This is a genomic window from Ferroacidibacillus organovorans (genome assembly GCF_001642725.1).
In the GTDB taxonomy this organism is placed as follows: Bacteria; Bacillota; Bacilli; order Alicyclobacillales; family SLC66; genus Ferroacidibacillus; species Ferroacidibacillus organovorans.
This window is the reverse complement of the sequence record NZ_LSUQ01000002.1, coordinates 103,484-120,929: the sequence shown is the minus strand read 5'-3', so window position 1 is coordinate 120,929 and position 17,446 is coordinate 103,484. Positions and strand designations below refer to the sequence as shown.

12 protein-coding genes and 1 riboswitch are annotated in these 17,446 nt (G+C 49.8%); of the genes, 4 read left to right on the top strand and 8 right to left on the bottom strand.

The features are described 5' to 3' along the window. Positions 1 to 32 precede the first annotated feature (32 nt). The 7 genes from AYW79_RS01200 to AYW79_RS01170 all read right to left on the bottom strand — a co-directional run bounded on the left by AYW79_RS01200 (position 33) and on the right by AYW79_RS01170 (position 11,150). Complete coding sequence (locus AYW79_RS01200) at positions 33 to 800, bottom strand: SDR family NAD(P)-dependent oxidoreductase (protein WP_067560684.1); 768 nt, start codon at positions 798 to 800, stop codon at positions 33 to 35. Positions 801 to 912: 112 nt separating this feature from the next. Then, positions 913 to 2,301, bottom strand: coding sequence for a glutamine synthetase family protein (locus AYW79_RS01195; protein WP_067560682.1), 1,389 nt, complete (start codon positions 2,299 to 2,301; stop codon positions 913 to 915). A gap of 23 nt (positions 2,302 to 2,324) precedes the next feature. Continuing rightward, positions 2,325 to 3,809 (bottom strand): NAD-dependent succinate-semialdehyde dehydrogenase, encoded by a 1,485-nt coding sequence (locus tag AYW79_RS01190; protein ID WP_335339617.1) that lies wholly within the window; start codon positions 3,807 to 3,809, stop codon positions 2,325 to 2,327. Between the two features lie 15 nt (positions 3,810 to 3,824). After that, positions 3,825 to 5,375 carry an amino acid permease gene (locus AYW79_RS01185; RefSeq protein ID WP_197460931.1) on the bottom strand — a complete coding sequence of 517 codons (1,551 nt, stop codon included), beginning with the start codon at positions 5,373 to 5,375 and terminating at the stop codon, positions 3,825 to 3,827. A gap of 1,007 nt (positions 5,376 to 6,382) precedes the next feature. After that, positions 6,383 to 8,143, bottom strand: a complete 1,761-nt coding sequence (locus AYW79_RS01180; RefSeq protein WP_067560680.1) for a bifunctional diguanylate cyclase/phosphodiesterase — start codon at positions 8,141 to 8,143, stop codon at positions 6,383 to 6,385. 73 nt (positions 8,144 to 8,216) lie between these two features. Beyond that, positions 8,217 to 8,305, bottom strand: a riboswitch (cyclic di-GMP riboswitch). Between the two features lie 225 nt (positions 8,306 to 8,530). Continuing rightward, on the bottom strand, positions 8,531 to 10,489 hold the full coding sequence (locus AYW79_RS01175; protein ID WP_231877779.1) for an EAL domain-containing protein: 1,959 nt from the start codon (positions 10,487 to 10,489) through the stop codon (positions 8,531 to 8,533). Between the two features lie 283 nt (positions 10,490 to 10,772). Further along, on the bottom strand, positions 10,773 to 11,150 hold the full coding sequence (locus tag AYW79_RS01170; protein ID WP_067560676.1) for a TIGR02328 family protein: 378 nt from the start codon (positions 11,148 to 11,150) through the stop codon (positions 10,773 to 10,775). Positions 11,151 to 11,320: 170 nt separating this feature from the next. On the opposite strand from AYW79_RS01170, the gene AYW79_RS01165 reads away from it, so the two are divergent. From AYW79_RS01165 to AYW79_RS01155, 3 genes are all read left to right on the top strand, one after another. Continuing rightward, positions 11,321 to 11,722: a hypothetical protein gene (locus AYW79_RS01165; protein WP_067560674.1), complete on the top strand. Its 402-nt coding sequence runs from the start codon at positions 11,321 to 11,323 to the stop codon at positions 11,720 to 11,722. A gap of 324 nt (positions 11,723 to 12,046) precedes the next feature. After that, complete coding sequence (locus tag AYW79_RS01160) at positions 12,047 to 13,657, top strand: fatty acyl-CoA synthetase (RefSeq protein WP_067560672.1); 1,611 nt, start codon at positions 12,047 to 12,049, stop codon at positions 13,655 to 13,657. 64 nt (positions 13,658 to 13,721) lie between these two features. Next, a complete protein-coding gene (locus AYW79_RS01155) occupies positions 13,722 to 15,092 on the top strand; it encodes an FAD-binding oxidoreductase (RefSeq protein WP_067560670.1) in 1,371 nt (456 codons plus the stop codon). A 58-nt stretch (positions 15,093 to 15,150) separates the two neighbouring features. Here the strand turns inward: AYW79_RS01155 and AYW79_RS01150 are convergent, their stop codons facing one another. Further along, positions 15,151 to 15,882 (bottom strand): VIT1/CCC1 transporter family protein, encoded by a 732-nt coding sequence (locus AYW79_RS01150; protein ID WP_067560663.1) that lies wholly within the window; start codon positions 15,880 to 15,882, stop codon positions 15,151 to 15,153. Between the two features lie 269 nt (positions 15,883 to 16,151). Here AYW79_RS01150 and AYW79_RS01145 point away from each other — a divergent pair, with 269 nt between their 5' ends. Then, positions 16,152 to 17,444 carry an extracellular solute-binding protein gene (locus tag AYW79_RS01145; protein WP_067560661.1) on the top strand — a complete coding sequence of 431 codons (1,293 nt, stop codon included), beginning with the start codon at positions 16,152 to 16,154 and terminating at the stop codon, positions 17,442 to 17,444. Positions 17,445 to 17,446 lie beyond the last annotated feature (2 nt).

The following is a 17,446-nucleotide window of genomic DNA, read 5'->3' as shown; positions in this document are numbered from 1 at the left end:
TAGAGTGCCAACGGCGCTACTTTTCAGCTTTGCTAGAAATAGTTGCTCGTGATGCCGCCGTCGACGACCATGACCGCGCCATTTGTCCAATCCGACTCGTCCGATGCGAGGTAAAGCGCGCAGTTGACGATATCTTCCGGTCGGCCAAAGCGCCCGCTTGGCTGGCGGTTCAGACGGATTCGCTTGGCCTCTTCGTCCTTTAGCAGCCACTCCGTCATGAGAGGTGTCTCGATAGGGCCAGGGCAGATTGCGTTCGAACGCACACCCTGCGGTCGGAATTGGATAGCGAGTGACTTGGTCAGCGAGATCACAGCGCCTTTCGATGCTGTGTACGCGTCTTGCGGCACGCTGCAACCGACCATCGCGACGAAGGATGCGATGTTGATGATTGATCCTGATTTTTTCTCCAGCATGTGCGGGATCACGTACTTGCAGGTCAGGAAGATGCTGCGTACGTTGACAGCCATGACCTTATCCCACATTTCGACGCTCGTATCGAGGACGGAGTGGTCCGCTTCTGGCATGATTCCCGCATTGTTATAAAGCACGTCCAGTCGCCCAAACGTCTCGACCGCGGCGGCGACTGCGACCTTAACACTCCCCTCATTCGACACGTCACACGCGAAAAACTTCGCGTCGCCGCCCTGCGCGCGGATAGACTCCTCCGCTTTCTGACCGATCGCCTCGCTTATCTCGAAGATCGCGATCCGGCCCCCTTCCTCGGCGAATCGCTCTGCGGCTTTGAGACCCATGCCTCCACCTGCACCGGTGATCACACATACCTTATCTTTCAATCGCATGTTCGGCTGCCTCCCTTTTTCTGTTTAAAGGATCTTCTTAATTCAGAGTGCCTGCTGGCTGTAAGACATCTATTCAAATCAGTCGAAGCGCATCCATATTCTTTGCTGCACACTAAACCCGCTCAAAGTAGCGCCGTTTCTCCCAGTTCGTGACGACCTGGTCGTAAGCACGTTGTTCCACGCGTGCTGCATTTAGATAGTGTTGATAAACGTTCTCACCGAGTGCATTTTTCGCAAACTCGCTCGTTTCGAACGCCCGGATGGCCTCGTACAGGGAGGTCGGCAGAGACTCGGCATGGACATCTTGCGCCACATAACCGTTGCCGACCCACTCTGGAGGCAACGCGATTCGGTTTTCGATTCCGTCGAGTCCAGCGACCAACATCGCGGCGGTAGCGAGATACGGGTTCGTGTCCGCGCCCGGGAAGCGGTTCTCGATGCGCTTGCCATTGCTGTGTCCGACGACGCGCAGCCCGCAGGTGCGGTTGTCGACGCCCCAGACGATGTGCGTTGGAGCCCAACTCGCTGTCATGAATCGCTTGTACGAATTCACATAGGGTGCGAACAATAACGATAGTTCGCGAATATGAACAATCAGGCCGGCGAGGAAGTGACGCATCATGTCCGACATCTGGTGCAGGTCGGACGATGAATCAAAGAAGGCGTTGACGTCCTTTTGATCCCACAGACTCAAGTGGATATGGCTGCTCGATCCCGTCCACGAGTGATCCGGTTTAGCCATGAAGGAGACGGCACGGCCGTTTTGAATCGCGATCTCCTTCGCGCCGTGCTTGAGCAGTACATGTCGATCGGCGGCCTCTAACGCGTCAGTATAGTAGGCGTTGATCTCGTGCTGGGCCACTCCGGCTTCACCCTTTGTACCTTCAATCGGAATCCCGGCCAAAGAGAGCTGCTTACGGAGCTTTGCGTAGAATGGTTCATTGCGCGATGCCTGCAGAAGCTGATAGTCCTCGTAATAGGTGCCAGCGAGCGCAAGGCTTTGGTAGTTCTTCGCGTGCGCCGCGTCGTACGACTCATCCAATAAATAAAATTCGAGTTCGGACGCTATCTTCACGGTGAAGCCGAGATTCGCCGCACGCTCAAGTTGCCGCCGCAAAACAGTGCGAGGAGCGACTGCGATGAGGTTACCTGCGTGATCGGTCACGTCTGATAGAACAAGTGCCGTTTTTTCGTGCCACGGAAGCGTGCGTACCGTCGACCAGTCCGGGCGTGCGGTCCAGTCGCCGTATCCTTGTCCCCAACCCATGTCCGGGAAACCGGGCGGCGTATTCAACTCCATATCGGTTCCAAGCAGGTACACGCAGAAGTGTATACCGTCCTCAATGACATGGTCGAGTGTGTACTGCCCGGTCAAGCGCTTTCCAACAAGTCTCCCTTGCATGTCGCAGAAGGCGACGATGACCGTTTCAATCGCGCCCGCGCGGATCTGCTCGACGAGATGGTCGAGTGCTGTGGTGCTCCTGCTGTTTTGTGTTCTCATCGCTGCGTCCCCTTCACGATTTATCAAAGTGTGAGCGAGATGTACTTAATCTCCATAAACTCTTCGAGCCCGTGATGGCCGCCTTCCCGGCCTTGACCACTCTGCTTGATTCCGCCGAACGGCGCCTGAGGTACACTAAGCGAGGCGCTGTTGACGCCGACCATGCCGAATTCAAGCTGCTCAGATACTTCGAATACGCGTCGGACATCCTTGGTGAACACATAGGCGGCGAGTCCGAACGGGGTGGCATTTGCCATGGCGAGAACTTCTTCCTCCGACGAAAAAGTGACGATGGGTGCGACGGGTCCGAATACCTCCTCCTGCGCGATCCGCATCTCCGTCGTCACGCCAGTCAGGACTGTGGGCGCGTAAAACGATCCTTTCTGGTACGGCGTTTCGGTCAGACAGCCGCCTCCGATTTCTACTTTGGCGCCCTTTTGCACGGCATCTTGGACCAATTCGTCGACGAACGCCACGGCTCGGTGGTCAATTACGGGTCCGAGTTGCACGTCCTCTTCCAGACCGCTACCGACCTTGAGGTTAGCAACTCTCTGCGTCACCTTCCTCGAGAATTTTTGCGCAACATCCTTGTGCACGTATATCACATTGATTCCATTGCACATCTGTCCACAGTTTTCAAACTTGTTGCCGACTGCGGCCGCAACCGCAGCATCGAGGTCGGCATCCGGAAAGACGATGAAGGGTGCGTTTCCGCCGAGTTCAAGTGACAGACGCTTGACCTGCTCTGCGGATGAGCGGATGAGCAGCTTGCCGATTTCGGTTGATCCCGTGAACGACACCTTGCGCACCTTCGCGTTCGTCATAAATTCTTCACCAATTTCGCTCGATTTTCCCGTCACCAGGTTGATGACCCCTGCAGGAAAGCCGGCCTCCTGTGCAAGTGCAACGAGTGCCACGGCAGTAAGTGGCGTCTGGCTGGCCGGCTTTAATACGACAGTGCAGCCGGCGGCGAGCGCCGGAGCTCCCTTGCGCGCGACCATCGTTCCTGGGTAATTCCACGGCGTGATGAGGGCTGTGACGCCGACGGGCTGCGGAAGCACGAGAATTCGCTTATTACGCGCGAGCGCTGGAATGGTCTCCCCATAAGCTCGCTTGCCTTCCTCCGCATACCACTCGATGAACAGCGCCGCGCCTTCCGCCTCTTCGAGAGACTCTGACAGGGGTTTGCCCTGCTCACTTGTGAGAATTCGTGCGAGTTCGACAGCGTTGTCACGGATACGCGCGGCCCAGGCATGCATGTAGACTGCCCGTTCCGCAGGTGTCATGGCGGCCCATTCACGCTGTGCCCGATAGGCGGCTTCGATCGCTTTTCCGGCTTGCACCGCGCCCCCGTTCGGGACGCGGCCAACAATCTCACCGTTTGCGGGGTTGATGACGTCGAGCGCGCCGCTTGTCGACGTCACCCACTCTCCATCGATAAAATGCGCATTGCGATCTACGAGATTCGATAGATTCAATGGACTTGTTGACCGTTGCATAGATCCCATTTCTACGTTGCCTCCTCATTCATCAAGTTTCAACGGGTCACCCATCCGCAATTGGAACTGATTCGTCGCGACCGTCGGTTCCTCGTCAATCTCTCGGATCGGTCCGTGGAACCAGTTTTTCACGCTACTGAACCACCAAGGGACGAGGAAGGCAAATACGACGAGCAGAACCACCGGAGTAAAGTTGAAGTTAGACAGCGTCACCGGTCCAACGGTTGGGAGCATGAATAGAATGCATATGAAGATGACCCAAGCGACAGACCACCAACCCAGAAACACACCCCACTTGCCGAGTTGAAACGAACCCTGGGGCATACGTTCCGGGTGGATACGGCGAAGAAACACCGGCGTTACGTAGGCGACGTAGAGCCCAATCGTGGCGATTGAAGTGACGGCTGCGTAGATCACGGTACTGAACAGGGCTGGCAAGGCTAGAATGAAGGCGCAGACGACGGCGAGCCAAATGGCGTTCGTGGGGACGTGTTTTTCCTTGTTGATCTTGCTCCACTTCTTCCAACCGGGAATACCGCGATCGCGCGCAAAGGCGTAGATCATGCGAGAGTTTGCGGTAATCGATGCGGTCCCGCAGAAGAACTGGGCACACAGCGCGATGATAAAGAGTGTGGTTCCGATTGACACGCCAAGACGCGTGGTCAAGATGTACAGAACCGGATTCGTAGAAGCCATGGTTTTGGTCAGGTCCGGTATCGCGAAGACTAGACCCATCAGGAGTACATAGCCTGCGATGGCAGACACGGCAACCGACAGGATGATTCCGCGGGGCGCATTCTTGTCCGCACCGACGGTCTCCTCGGAGACGTGAGCCGACGCGTCATAGCCAGTGAATGTGTATTGGGCGAGTAACAGACCGATAAGGAACCCATACCAGTTGGGGAAGCCGCTCGATGATTGATTCGTCGCGTAGGCGAAGTGCCAAGGATGCGGATGGATCGGTGCGAAGAACAGTACGGCTGCAACGATGATGACCACGCCAATCATATGCCACCAGGCGCTAATGGAATTTAGGGTCGAGACGACGTTGACGCCTGCGAAGTTGATGAACGCACCGACGAGCAAAATGATGGCGTAGATGACGAGTGTAGCGATGGCACCAGCATGGCCGCTGGCCGGGAAGCCGGGTGCGAACTGGTTGATAAGCGCATCGACGAAGATGGAGAGACCGTAGACAATTCCGGCGGTGATCGCCACTTGCCCAATCAAGTTGAACCAAGCTGTAAACCAGCCCCACGCCGGCCCACCCAGTTTACTGGCCCAATAGTAGAGGCCGCCGGCCGTGGGGTAGGCGGATGCGATTTCTGCCATAGATATGGCCACCGGCATCACACATAGGGCTACGATCGGCCACCCGATGGACGCGGCAGTCGTACCAGAGCTGGTCAGGCCGAAGGAAAATAGTGTGAGACATCCTGACAAAATACTGATGATGGTAAATGAGATCGCAAAGTTCGAAAATCCACCCATCGCCCGCGCCAGATCTTGCCTGTACCCGAGCTTGTGAAGCATTTCCTCGTCATGCCTCGACTGCTCCACTGAGTCACGCGCCACGTTTTTTCCCCTCTTTCTGTTAGATTCGGAGTCCCGAGTCGTTGCCTTGAGCGGCCGCTGGTATGATTGAAGAGTCGAGGCGAGTGTGAACTGCGCGACCGATCGCGCGTGCGAATAGACTCCCATACAACGCACAGCGCCCAACACAGCCATCATCCGAGAACAATGGGAGTGTTGGGCACCGTTGCCCAATCGATTTACTTTTTGATTTATTGATCACAGAATACTAAATATTCATACCTCTTGCAATAGTTATCTTTAAGATTTCGCACCAGATCTAATGCTCACTAGCGGAGGATCATCGCTCGTGTTGCCGATTCTGCACGATGAATTACGATCCGAAAGTCTTCATTATGAGCACAAATGGATGGATCTCAATACGGTCAATGGTCACGCGTCTACTTTCTCATCGTAATTCGGTAATGCATAGCCGATTGTAGAAAATGTTCACTGACGATTGTAAAAATATTTTTGTATTTTAAAAATATTTAATGGGCGACTTTTCAGGTTTGACTTGTGTTTAAATATACACATTCGTGTTTTAGTGTGTTATGAAATGATTCGATGCACGCGTTATCATATCTGGTGTCTTTGCATCTCACGCTTCCCAACATATTGTATTTTCTCGATTCTTTTCTGATATTCTACATGTACTGCTCCTCATTCCGAAGGGTGCATAACAGATTCTTTTGGACTTTGTTGTGCATACGCTTAATCGAGGGCCCGAAGCATAAGCTCTATCATCACTTAATCCGCGGCAGATCATTCAACAATTTTTCGTCTGTACAAATTCCTCACACTCGCAACAAATAACCAAGTTTCCTTCGTTGAAAAGTACACATGTTCAGGAGGTTCAACAATAAACGTTTTATTAACCGATTGTCATGGATCGGATAATCATGCTTTGAGTTTATGGTAGCCTTACATTTGCGGATATTACTTGCAAAAGACGAAAGGATATACCGTATAAAAACCGGATTATTACGAATGTGGCTAAAAATATTGCATTAGCTTACATTCCCGAGTGACTTGCTTTCAGGGAACGGCCAGTGCCACTCCGATATTCTTTCGATTTCATGTACAGGTAGAGGGGGAGATATAAGGTATCCCTGGATTAAATCACAACCCTCCTCAGCGAGACGTACCAATTGCTCCAAACGTTCCACGCCTTCTGCAACGACTTTCATTCCCAAATTGTGCGCAAGGTTGATGATGCCGGATACAATGCACATTTGTCCCGTATCGTCCAACATATCCTTGATGAACGACTGATCAATTTTCAAATGTGTTGGTTCGAATAACCGCAGGTATGACAAAGAGGAATACCCCTTACCAAAATCATCAATCGCGATCTTTACACCTAAGGATCGAATCTGTCTAAGTTCTTCGGCAACGTCTATGGAGTTTTTTACGAGTAGACCTTCGGTAATTTCAATTGCTAAATGGCTCGGATCAATACCTGTTTCAGAAATGGCATCGCGAATAATCTGCACCATACTGCAGATTTGAAATTGCTTAGGAGAAACATTTACAGAGACCACAATTGGCGGATGCCCTTTTTTGATCCACTCGATTTGTTGCCGACAAGCGGTTCGTAATACCCATTTCCCCAAAATCCCGATTAGTTCGTTCTCTTCAGCAATTGGAATAAAACGTTCCGGAGAAATCCATAGCCCGTCTTGATCCTTCCACCTTGCAAGTGCTTCCATGGATCGAATCGATCCATTTTGAATCTGAATTTTCGGTTGGTAAAAAAGTTCCAGCATATCATTTTCAAGTGCTTCCCGTAAACGCGTTTGCAAAAACAGTTTTTCCTGAAGCTTTGTTTCTTCTTCAGGATTGTACCACCGAACCCTATTTCCCCCGTCTTTTTTCGCAGCATACATGGCCTGATCAGCATGCCCTAAAAGTTCCTTTAGGTTGTTACTGCAATACGGATATTGTGCAATACCAAGACTGGGAGTTATCGAGAATTCTAAAGATCTGACAGAGAACGGAGAATCAAATTGATGAAGGAGATCGTGTGCAAATGGAATCACCTCTTCAAAGGTTGAAAAATCAAGCAAGAGAACCGCAAATTCATCTCCGCCTAATCGAAAAAGTAATCCCCTATTTTGGAGGAATCCCTTTACCCGGGCGACTACGGAGTGTAATACACCATCTCCCCAATCATGTCCATAGTGATCGTTAATCATTTTGAAATTATCAAGATCGAAATAGAGGAGGCTGATCGAAGGCTGCTTAGTGACGTTTTCGTCAAATACTACTTGTAAATATCTGCGTGTATACGCACCGGTAACCTCATCAACATAATTTGTATATTCTAATTCCAAAACATATCCAAGAAACGTAGCCGCTACGTGTAGAGCATTGATTTCTGTGTCACTAAACGGGTGCATTTCCTTTGTTATTCCACATACGGTCCCCACTTTAGTACCATCTTTCAACGCAATTGGTACGCCAATAAAGGTCGTCGATCCAAGATCCTTCGTGATGGTCATTTTTGCTGTTAAAGCATTGACCTTTGTATCAGGGATGATCAAAACGTTCTTATCTTGTTTGCATACATGGCTGCAGTAGCTTTCAATAAAAGGAGACGATCCTTCTTTTAAAAGCTCTGTTGAGCGATTGTATACCGTGATGATTCGGTTAATTTTTGTGTCATTGATTGCCACAAACAGTGTGTTCATATCGACCGTTTGAATCAAAAGAGTAAGCATTTGGGAAGAAGCATTTCGTAGACGTTCAGTCACGATCAAATCAAGCATACCTTGTGCATCCTCCTAAATTTCAAGGATAGAAAAAGTCACCTGTCTAATTTGCTGAACAGGCGCCTAGATATTCGGCAACTGGCTGGCATGACAATCGTGATTGCCGAAGCCTCTCTAGCTTTGCGCCACTACGTTTCCGTAGTTTTACCAATGAATAGTTTCCATTCTTATATCGACTATATTCGCCATAAATCGACAATTTTCCTGCTTATTTAGTAATAAAAGCATTCCTTCACGCTTCGTTTCGAATTAAGGTCTGTGTCATACTAAAACGCTTTACATAAAAATATTTTTTTAAACTACCCATTGTGGCAACTTTAATATCATCTTGGGTGATGGAATACAGCACTTTTGAGATGATTGGAATTTCAATGATAAAGACAGTTACGACTTCGGAAGATAAGTTTGGATCATTTTCACAAAGTCAGTCGATTGCATGGGGCGGCCATAGCGATAGCCTTGCAAGTAGTCGCATTGAATCTCTTGCATGAACTGTTCCTGATCGAAGGTTTCGATACCTTCCGCTGTAACGTCAAGTTCGAGGCTGTGTGCCATTGTTACCATAGCTGGCACCAATTTTTGATGATACGGGTCATCAGGTAAGTGTTTTACAAAGCTCCGATCAATTTTAATTTTCTGTACCGGGAACCGACTTAAATACTCAAGTGATGCGTATCCAGTTCCAAAATCATCGATAGCAAGTCGCACGCCAAAACGATGCAACTCATGGATGACATAATCCGCTTCTGGACGTATCAAAGAACTCTCAGTTAACTCAATTTCTACATGGTGTGCTGAAATGTGATGTTCGATAAGTGCTGTTTCAAGCGCTGATAGAATGACACCAGGCGAGAGGCAATCCTGCGCACTCAAATTTATTGAAAGAGTTAGATCTGGATTGAGCGTAATCCAGGTTTTAAGTTCCGCTATGCTTACTCGAATCACTTCTTGAGCAATGCGTGGCAGTAATCCCGCTTTCTCGGCCTGCGGGAGGAAATCACCGGGTAAAAGTAAACCGAAATCCGGGTGTTGCCATCGAATGAGAGCCTCCGCACCTGTAATGCATTGATTTGAAGCTTTGACAAAGGGTTGGTACCATACCTGAATTTCCCCTTTTTCTAGTGCAGAGGGTAAGTCGTTTCGCAGCCGCTGTTCACGAGTTAGCTCTTCTGTCAGTTGGGTACGATAAAATTGGAACTGACGTCCGCCTGATCGTTTTGCACGGTACATCGCTTCATCCGCCGCATGGAGTAGATCGTCAACGCGATGCGCGTCAGAAGGGAAAAAGGAGATTCCGATGCTGGCACCCAAACGTACAGAAAGGCGTTGAATATCTGGATCAGAAAAAGCGTCAAGCAAGCGTTGGGCGAACACCGTGATCTCACTTTCATCGTTTACGTGTGGAGCGAGAATAGCAAACTCGTCGCCTCCTAATCGCGATAAAACATCCCCTTCTCGTTTTACTCCAAGGAAGAGTTTGGATACCAGTACGAGCGCCTGATCACCAAAGGCGTGACCTAAAACATCGTTGAGTGGCTTAAATCCATCGAGATCGATATAAAGCAGAGCAAGTTTGTCTCCTTCGCGTTTGGCTAGATCGAGACTATAGCGAAGTCGATCCAGAAAAAAACGTCGATTAGGAAGCTGTGTCAAGGAATCATGACTAGATTCTAGTTCCAGTCGTTCCGTTAACAATCGTTTTGCACGTAAATCAAGGATGATTTGGCGATACGCAAACCATAGAAAAAATGTGAATACGACAGTTCCAATGATCATGAGCCAGAGCGTAATGTGCATTTCTTGACGACTTATGGTTTGTGCCTGTGTTACGCGTTGTAAGTAGATCGATCTTAAAATGGAGAGATCCTTACGGATTTCATTCATTTGTTGGATACCATAGTTTGTGTCAACAATCCGTATGGAAGACGAAAACCCGTGTTTTTTCCGCAGAAGAATCGTTGTTTTTAGTTCGCGTTCTTTGTTGGCGATGTGTTGATTCAACGATGTAAGAAGGGATGGAGATGTGCTGTTTTGTTGGAGGCGTAATCGTAAATTGGCGATATTCTTTGCGATGACGCGCTTACCGCTAAGGTATGGGGCAAGATAATCCGGATTCCCTGTGAGAAGGAATCCACGTTGCCCTGTCTCCATGTCAAGTAAACTAATCAGCACCTGGTCTAGGTCCACGATGACATGGGTATCGTTTGAAACTTCCTTTTGCGCTGCGACAACTTGTACGCTACGATAAAAAACGGAAGCACCTATCACAAGCAAGACGAGGATGATGGTTGTAATCAGACTCAGAATGCGTTTCTCTACAGACAACCGTTTAAATGTAATCATCGAAGAGAGAGAAGCCATATGGATCACCCCTATAATAAGACGTTCATAAGTAGGGAGTAAGGTGTTGTAGTTTTATGGAGAATAACACGCATATTCCGTTGAAAAGAGCCGAAAAATATCGATGGCAAAGGGAGCGTCGACTATTTTGCTTACAAAAGCTGTCACAGTCTGTGTGATCACACCTTCATGAAGTGTGCTTGACGTGTCCGACAGTACACATCTGGAAAAAAGGGACCTGGTGGCCATGGAGCGAACCTTACTCCATGGCGTACCTTAGCACATTTCAAAATCGAGAGGATAGAAAAACGCCTTTACGCGCTAGATTCTCTAAGCACTCCTGTAGATACGCCTCGTCATGTTCCGGGTAAATCATTTGATCCGACGCGAGGAGAGCGACTTCCAAAGTCTCCGGGGGAACCTTTTGTCCGCGATATCCCACTTCTCGCCACCTGGTCTCCACGTGATAGCCACGGTGTTCCATCTCATCGATGACCAACCAATGATATCTCACCAAATCCGTGATCGGGTGTGCAAACACATAGTTAACCGTCGCGTGGGGTCTCATCCATCCTGCCCCACGCAACGCGCAGCACTCACGGTGCTGACCGAGCAGTTGCTGACGCGGTAGGACACCAATCAATTTCTGATGCCACAACCGCATGTCGTCCGCCCTCTCTCCATCTTCATAAACTCATGGTCTTCTATACTTCCATCTAAGCACAAGAAATAGGTGTTCGTCCACCGCGCTTGAGGATATCGATACTGACGGACACAAAATGGCCGACTCCATCGAATACTTTGACTATGTCTTCTGGAGGAGGGAAAGGAAAGATGGATGAGTCCATGTTCCAATCAACTCAAAAGACAGAACAAGACCCCGTGTCTACGCAAAAGGTGACTCGAGGGAAGGGGTCACCAGCATCGTCACAGATTATCATCGTGCGCGGCACGAACGCTGTTCGCAAACGTCACACCCTTTTTTGGTTGATTTCTGCCCTGATCGTCTGTGTGGTGATGATCGTGGCAACATGGATGACTAGCGTCAGCGGCGCTTTGTCCCATGTTCAATCGACAGTGACTCAAAACGGCGGAATATTGTCACAACAGCAGTCGCACCTGGATGTGATCAGTCAAATGCTTACAGAGATTTCCAATTCACTCTCTCACCTTAGAGCGCAAATGAGTAACTTATTTACTACCATCATCACGCTGCTCAGTCACCATCTTCAGTAACAACCATTTCGTTTGCGCGCATCGTAAAGACTAACTCAAACCAGGTTCCGGTAGAGTTTGTCTGAGCCTTCAGGCTGTCGAGAAAATCTCGGCAGCCTTTCCTTTTTTACGAAGACTGGCACCTGCTTGATTGACAGATCGCATTGACGCTGCGCAACTCGTCTGCCGCCCATTGTTCGAGGGCGTCGTACAGACTCTTGATATGGACCCGTGATGGTAGAAACGGGGCATTTCGACGATTGCAAATACCGATTATAATCGATGTAATAGAAGAAATAGTATGTAAAGTAATGGTAGAAATAGAACCGGGGGAGGGTGCACACCATGAGTTTAACGAATGACGTAACCGCATCTATTCGCAGGGCGCGCCGCAACACCCTATCAGATTTGCTTCGTCGTAGTCGAATGAGGGCGCCTGATCGCTTAGCCTTGGTGTATAAGGGCGAAAGACTGTCTTATGTAGAGTTTGACGACCGGGTGAACCAGACTGCATGGGCATTGTCTGAGGATGGGGTGGGATACAGAACAGTGACAGCCGTGCTATCTCGCAATAGTATGGATTTTGCCGTAGTCAACTTCGCTTTAGCACGGCTTGGCGCGGTCATGGTTCCCATGAACTACATGCTCACGGTGCCCGATCTGGCTTTTATTCTTCAGCACTCAAAAGTACAGGTTTCCTTGGCTTCGACTGAGTTTGCTGAGTTACTCGATCAAGCCAGTCAACTTGCGGATATCTCCATTTCAAATCGTTACTTGATGGATACACAAATTGCACCTTCCAACTTGTCCCATTGGAACTCCTTGGGTGCCCGTCGAGAGCAAATGCCAACTGACTTGTTTGAATCAAATGTGTCAGACGAAGATGTTGCACACATCCTTTACACAAGCGGAACAGAATCGAAGCCCAAAGGGGTTATGTTGACGCACGCCAACTTGGTGGGGGAATACGTAAGTACGCTAATTGATGGGGGGATGGAGGCACGTGATGTTGCCATTCATGCATTGCCGTTGTATCACAGTGCACAGTTACACTGTTTTCTGGGGCCAGGGGTTTATATCGGATCATCCGGTGTAATTCTGCCTGGAGCAGCACCTGACGTCATATTGGAAACGATAGAGCAAGAGAAGGTGACTCAGTTATTTTGCCCACCAACGGTATGGATTGCCTTGTTGCGTCACCCCGATTTTGCGAAACGCGATTTGTCCTCCCTGGAAAAGTGCTATTACGGCGCCGCCATGATGCCGAGAGAGGTTATGAAAGAGTTGTCCATCCGCTTGCCACAGGCAAAATTCTGGAATTTTTATGGACAGACGGAAGTAGCTCCGCTTGCCACCGTATTGCAACCCGAAGACCAAATGCGAAAGCTTGGGTCTGCTGGGAAACCAGCCTTGAACGTGGAGACCCGAATTGTCGATGAAGGGGGGAAAGAGGTGCCACGCGGAACGATAGGGGAAATCGTCCATCGAACAAGTCACGCGATGCTTGGGTATCTCTACAATCCGGAGAAAACCGAGGAGGCGTTTCAAGGTGGTTGGTTTCATAGCGGGGATCTCGGAGTGATGGATGAAGAAGGGTATATCACGGTCGTCGATCGCAAAAAGGACATGATCAAGACCGGCGGCGTCAACGTTTCAAGCCGGGAAGTGGAAGAGTTTCTGTACACCATCGAAGGGGTGTCCGAGGTGGCCGTCATTGGGGTTCCAGACCCGTACTGGATTGAGGCGGTGACTGCGGTCATTGTACCAAAGACGGGCGCGTTCCTGGACACGGACGCGATCTTCGGGGCCTGCAAAGACAACTTGTCCAAGTTCAAAGTTCCCAAGCATGTCGTTCTGGCGGAGGCGCTGCCGAAAAATCCGAGTGGCAAGATCCTCAAGCGAGAACTTCGCGATACCTATCAGGGCTTAAGTGAGAGTGAGCATGCCCGTAGTTGAATGACTTCGACATTGTCTGCGATATCTAGTGGGTTATTCGGGAAGTGAGAATGGAGGTTTCCACTTGGAACTGCAATCCGCGTTGTCAGCACTCGTTTCAGATCCCGAACAGGTGAGCGTGGGAGCCTCGATTCGTGATCATTACGGGCGAGATTTGAGTTGCTCCGCGCCACAATCACCGGATGTCGTCGTTTTCGCCAGATCGAGAGAAGATGTGAGACGGGTGTTGATGTTTGCAGATTCGCACCGTCTACCCGTCACGCCGTGCGGTGTGCGAACGAGCCTCGAAGGTCACGTCATTCCTGTTGAGGGCGGTGTGAGCCTCGATTTGACGCAGATGAACCAGATTCTTGAGATTCGTCCGCGGGATTTTTTGGTGCGCGTTCAACCGGGTGTTACACGTACGCAATTGAATAAAGCACTAAAATCCCATGGCTTGCAGTTTCCGCTTGATCCTGGTGCTGACGCAACGCTTGGCGGCATGGCTGCGACCAACGCGAGCGGGACGACTGCCGTGCGCTACGGTGTGATGCGATCTCAGGTGCTAGATCTTGAGGTGGTGCTCGCAAATGGTGAGATCATCCGCACCGGTGGTCTCTCACTCAAGTCGTCGGCAGGGTATCACTTGACGGGTCTTTTTGTAGGCAGCGAGGGAACGCTTTGTGTCATTACTGAGCTTACGCTGCGCGTGTACGCCATCCCGGAGACGACGGTTGCGGTGAGAGCTGTCTTTCCCCATCTTTTGGCGGCGAGTGACGCGGCGTTTCACATGATGAACTCAGGAGTTGTCATTGGGCGAATCGAGCTTGTGGATGAACTTACGATGGACGCAGTTAATCGAGCAAAAGGAACAAGCTATGATTTGCATCCAACATTGTTTCTTGAATTTCACGGGGGTACCTTAGCTGTACAGACTGATCTGGCGATCGCCAAAGAGGTTTGTAATGATTTTGGGTGTGTCGATTTTGTGTTTGAGACAGAGACTGAGGCGCGCAATCAATTGTGGGACGCCAGACATGACGCTGCGCTCGCCGTGATTCAGACCGCTCCGCAAAAAAAGATGAAGGTCACAGACGTTTGTGTCCCGCTTTCTGAAATGCCGCAGGCGATTCGCGCGGCGCGCGCGACGATCGATGCGTATGGGATCTATGGCGCCATTTTAGGGCATGTCGGGGACGGGAATTACCATGTGATCTTTATGGTAAACCCGGAAGACGCAGAAGAGATGCGCGTGGCCGAAGAAGTCAATCGGCAGATTGTCCGCTACGCACTCGAACGCGGGGGGACATGCACGGGAGAACACGGGGTTGGCCTTGGCAAGATGGCTTATCTCGCAGATGAACACGCAGACACGTTACCGTATATGAAAGCGATGAAAAAACTGTTTGATCCGAATGGAATCCTTAATCCTGGGAAGCTGTTCAAGAGTGTCTAGTCTCTTTTACTGAAGAAGTCCCCCCGCAGATCGGGGGGATTTGGCTTCGGCGAGAGAATTACCCAATCAGGGTACTTCCGAGCAGTCCCAATCCATAGGAAACGGTTCCCACCAAGATGCCCACAACCGTCATCTCCAGCCCACTGGACCACCAAGTGCGGACAGTGACCACACTTTTTGCGGCGCCGACGAGAAAATGCGCTAAAATGCTGATGACGGCAGCGACAATTAATGCGAGGTGACCTTGCAGAAAAAAGAAGGGAATTAATGGAATGATGCCACCCACCAAGGTGGATACGCCGCCATACAGAGACGAGGACCAAGGATTTCCCCGCTGGGATTCGTGAACACCATATTTTTCCTGTGCAACTGCCTCTACGAATTTCGTTTCATCTGCGACAATGGTTGAGATGATTGCCTCTGACAATCCTTCCTCGAAGCCCTTTGACTGATACGTGAGAGAAAGAATTTCACGTTCGTTGTGTGGATTGCGTGTGATATCTTCTTTCGCCTTCCGAAATCCACTCTCCATCATTTCGTTCTCGGATTTTGTCGCCAGCCATGCGCCGGCGGCCATGGACAGTGTACTTGCAAGCGCGCCGAATAGACCGGAAATCAAAATCGTTTGTCCGGCTGCCGTGTAGCCTGCCACCCCGGCGATGATGCCAAAGATTGCACCAAGGCCATCATTAGCACCATAGACGGCGTCCCCTACCCAGTCTGGCGTAGAAACCTTTTTTTGTTTGCCGAGCAAATCGTCTAGCCTTGATGTTACGGAAGCTGTTGACATGTTAATCACCCCGAAATTTGATTCTGGGGAACATTATTCACTATGATTTTACGGTTAGTCAATTGCGACAAAAAAGGTTACAACGGACTATAAAATGTTGTTAGTACGGGCTAACGTAAAAGTTGATTTGTCGCACGTTATTTTTTCGAAACATTAACAATCCATATACTCTTACGAAATTAATACTTTACAACCGTTGTTTACACTTCAGGTAGATCATTTGAATCTGACTGGGGGTAAAAAGGTTGTCAATCCATGTTGGCTCTCGTATGAAAAAAGCATTCGTGACTACCGCTTCAATTGCTTTGTTGGCATCGGTCGCAAGTGGAGGCCTTTCTTACGCAAAGGAGAAACATGCGCCTGCTTCACCTGTTGTGCACATCGTGTTTTGGTTTGGTCACTCTTCTGGGCAGCTTCTTCTCGCGGATCAAGCGGAAGTAAAGCGATTCAACGAGACACATCCTGGGATTCATGTTGATGCGCAAGTGGTGCACGCAAGCAGCAAAGGCGTTGCCGCCTTTCTCGCAGGCAAGGCGCCGAATGTGGCGATGATTGCAACAGACGCTGCACAGAATTTCATCAATGCCGGCGCACTTTTAAACTTGAAGCCGTTTCTTTTGAGCAAGAGTGGATTGACACCTGCGCAAATTAAGAATGATTATTTTCCGGCTGTATGGAAAGACATGCAATCCGCGAATGGAAAACAGTACATTATGCCGCTCGAGAAAAAATCGGCCGTCGTTCTTTACTATAATGCAGATCTTTTCAAACAGGCTCACTTGTCTGGCGCACCGCGTACTTGGGCGCAGGTTGTCGCAGACGCCACGAAGATTACAAAACTGAGTCCAAATGATCACGGAATTGAATGGACTCCGTCCGTTCGCCAGTTCTTTACGATGACGATGGATTTTGGCGGCACGGTCTGGAGCAACCCTGTGCGTAATCACTTCAATTTGGTGAATCCGGGCGCTGAAAAGGCTTTATCGATGTTGCGTGACATGGTTGCGAAAAAGATCCTTATTCCAACGCAAGGCTACAACTACCAATTGGATTTTGGAACGGGCAAGGTTGGCATGCTGATCGATGCATCCGCTGGATACACCTACGATCTCAGCTCGGTGGGCGGGAAGTTTCCCATGCTGGCCGCGCCCGCTCCCTTTGGACCTTCAGGGAGAAATTACAACTACATCAATGGCGCTTCGCTTGCCATGTTTAATGATGGGACGAAAGCACAGCAGCAAGCCTCTTTTGAGTTTGTAAAGTTCATGTCCAGCCCACAAAATAACACGTACTGGAACGAACATACGAATTATTTGCCACTCGGTCCTGCGGGCCTGGAACAGATGAAAGAGTTTTACGCAAAGAAACCTGCCTGGGACGCTTCTTATAGCAATCCGAAGTTCTGGGTAATCAAGCCGCCCTATGCGACGTACAGCGCCGCAAAATCGGCGATGATGAATGACTTTATGAAAGGACTGCTGGGACAGGAATCGATAATCACTGCGCTGAAAAATATGACGGCCAGCGGCAACCAATACATGAACGGCCAACAGAGGCTGTAGTG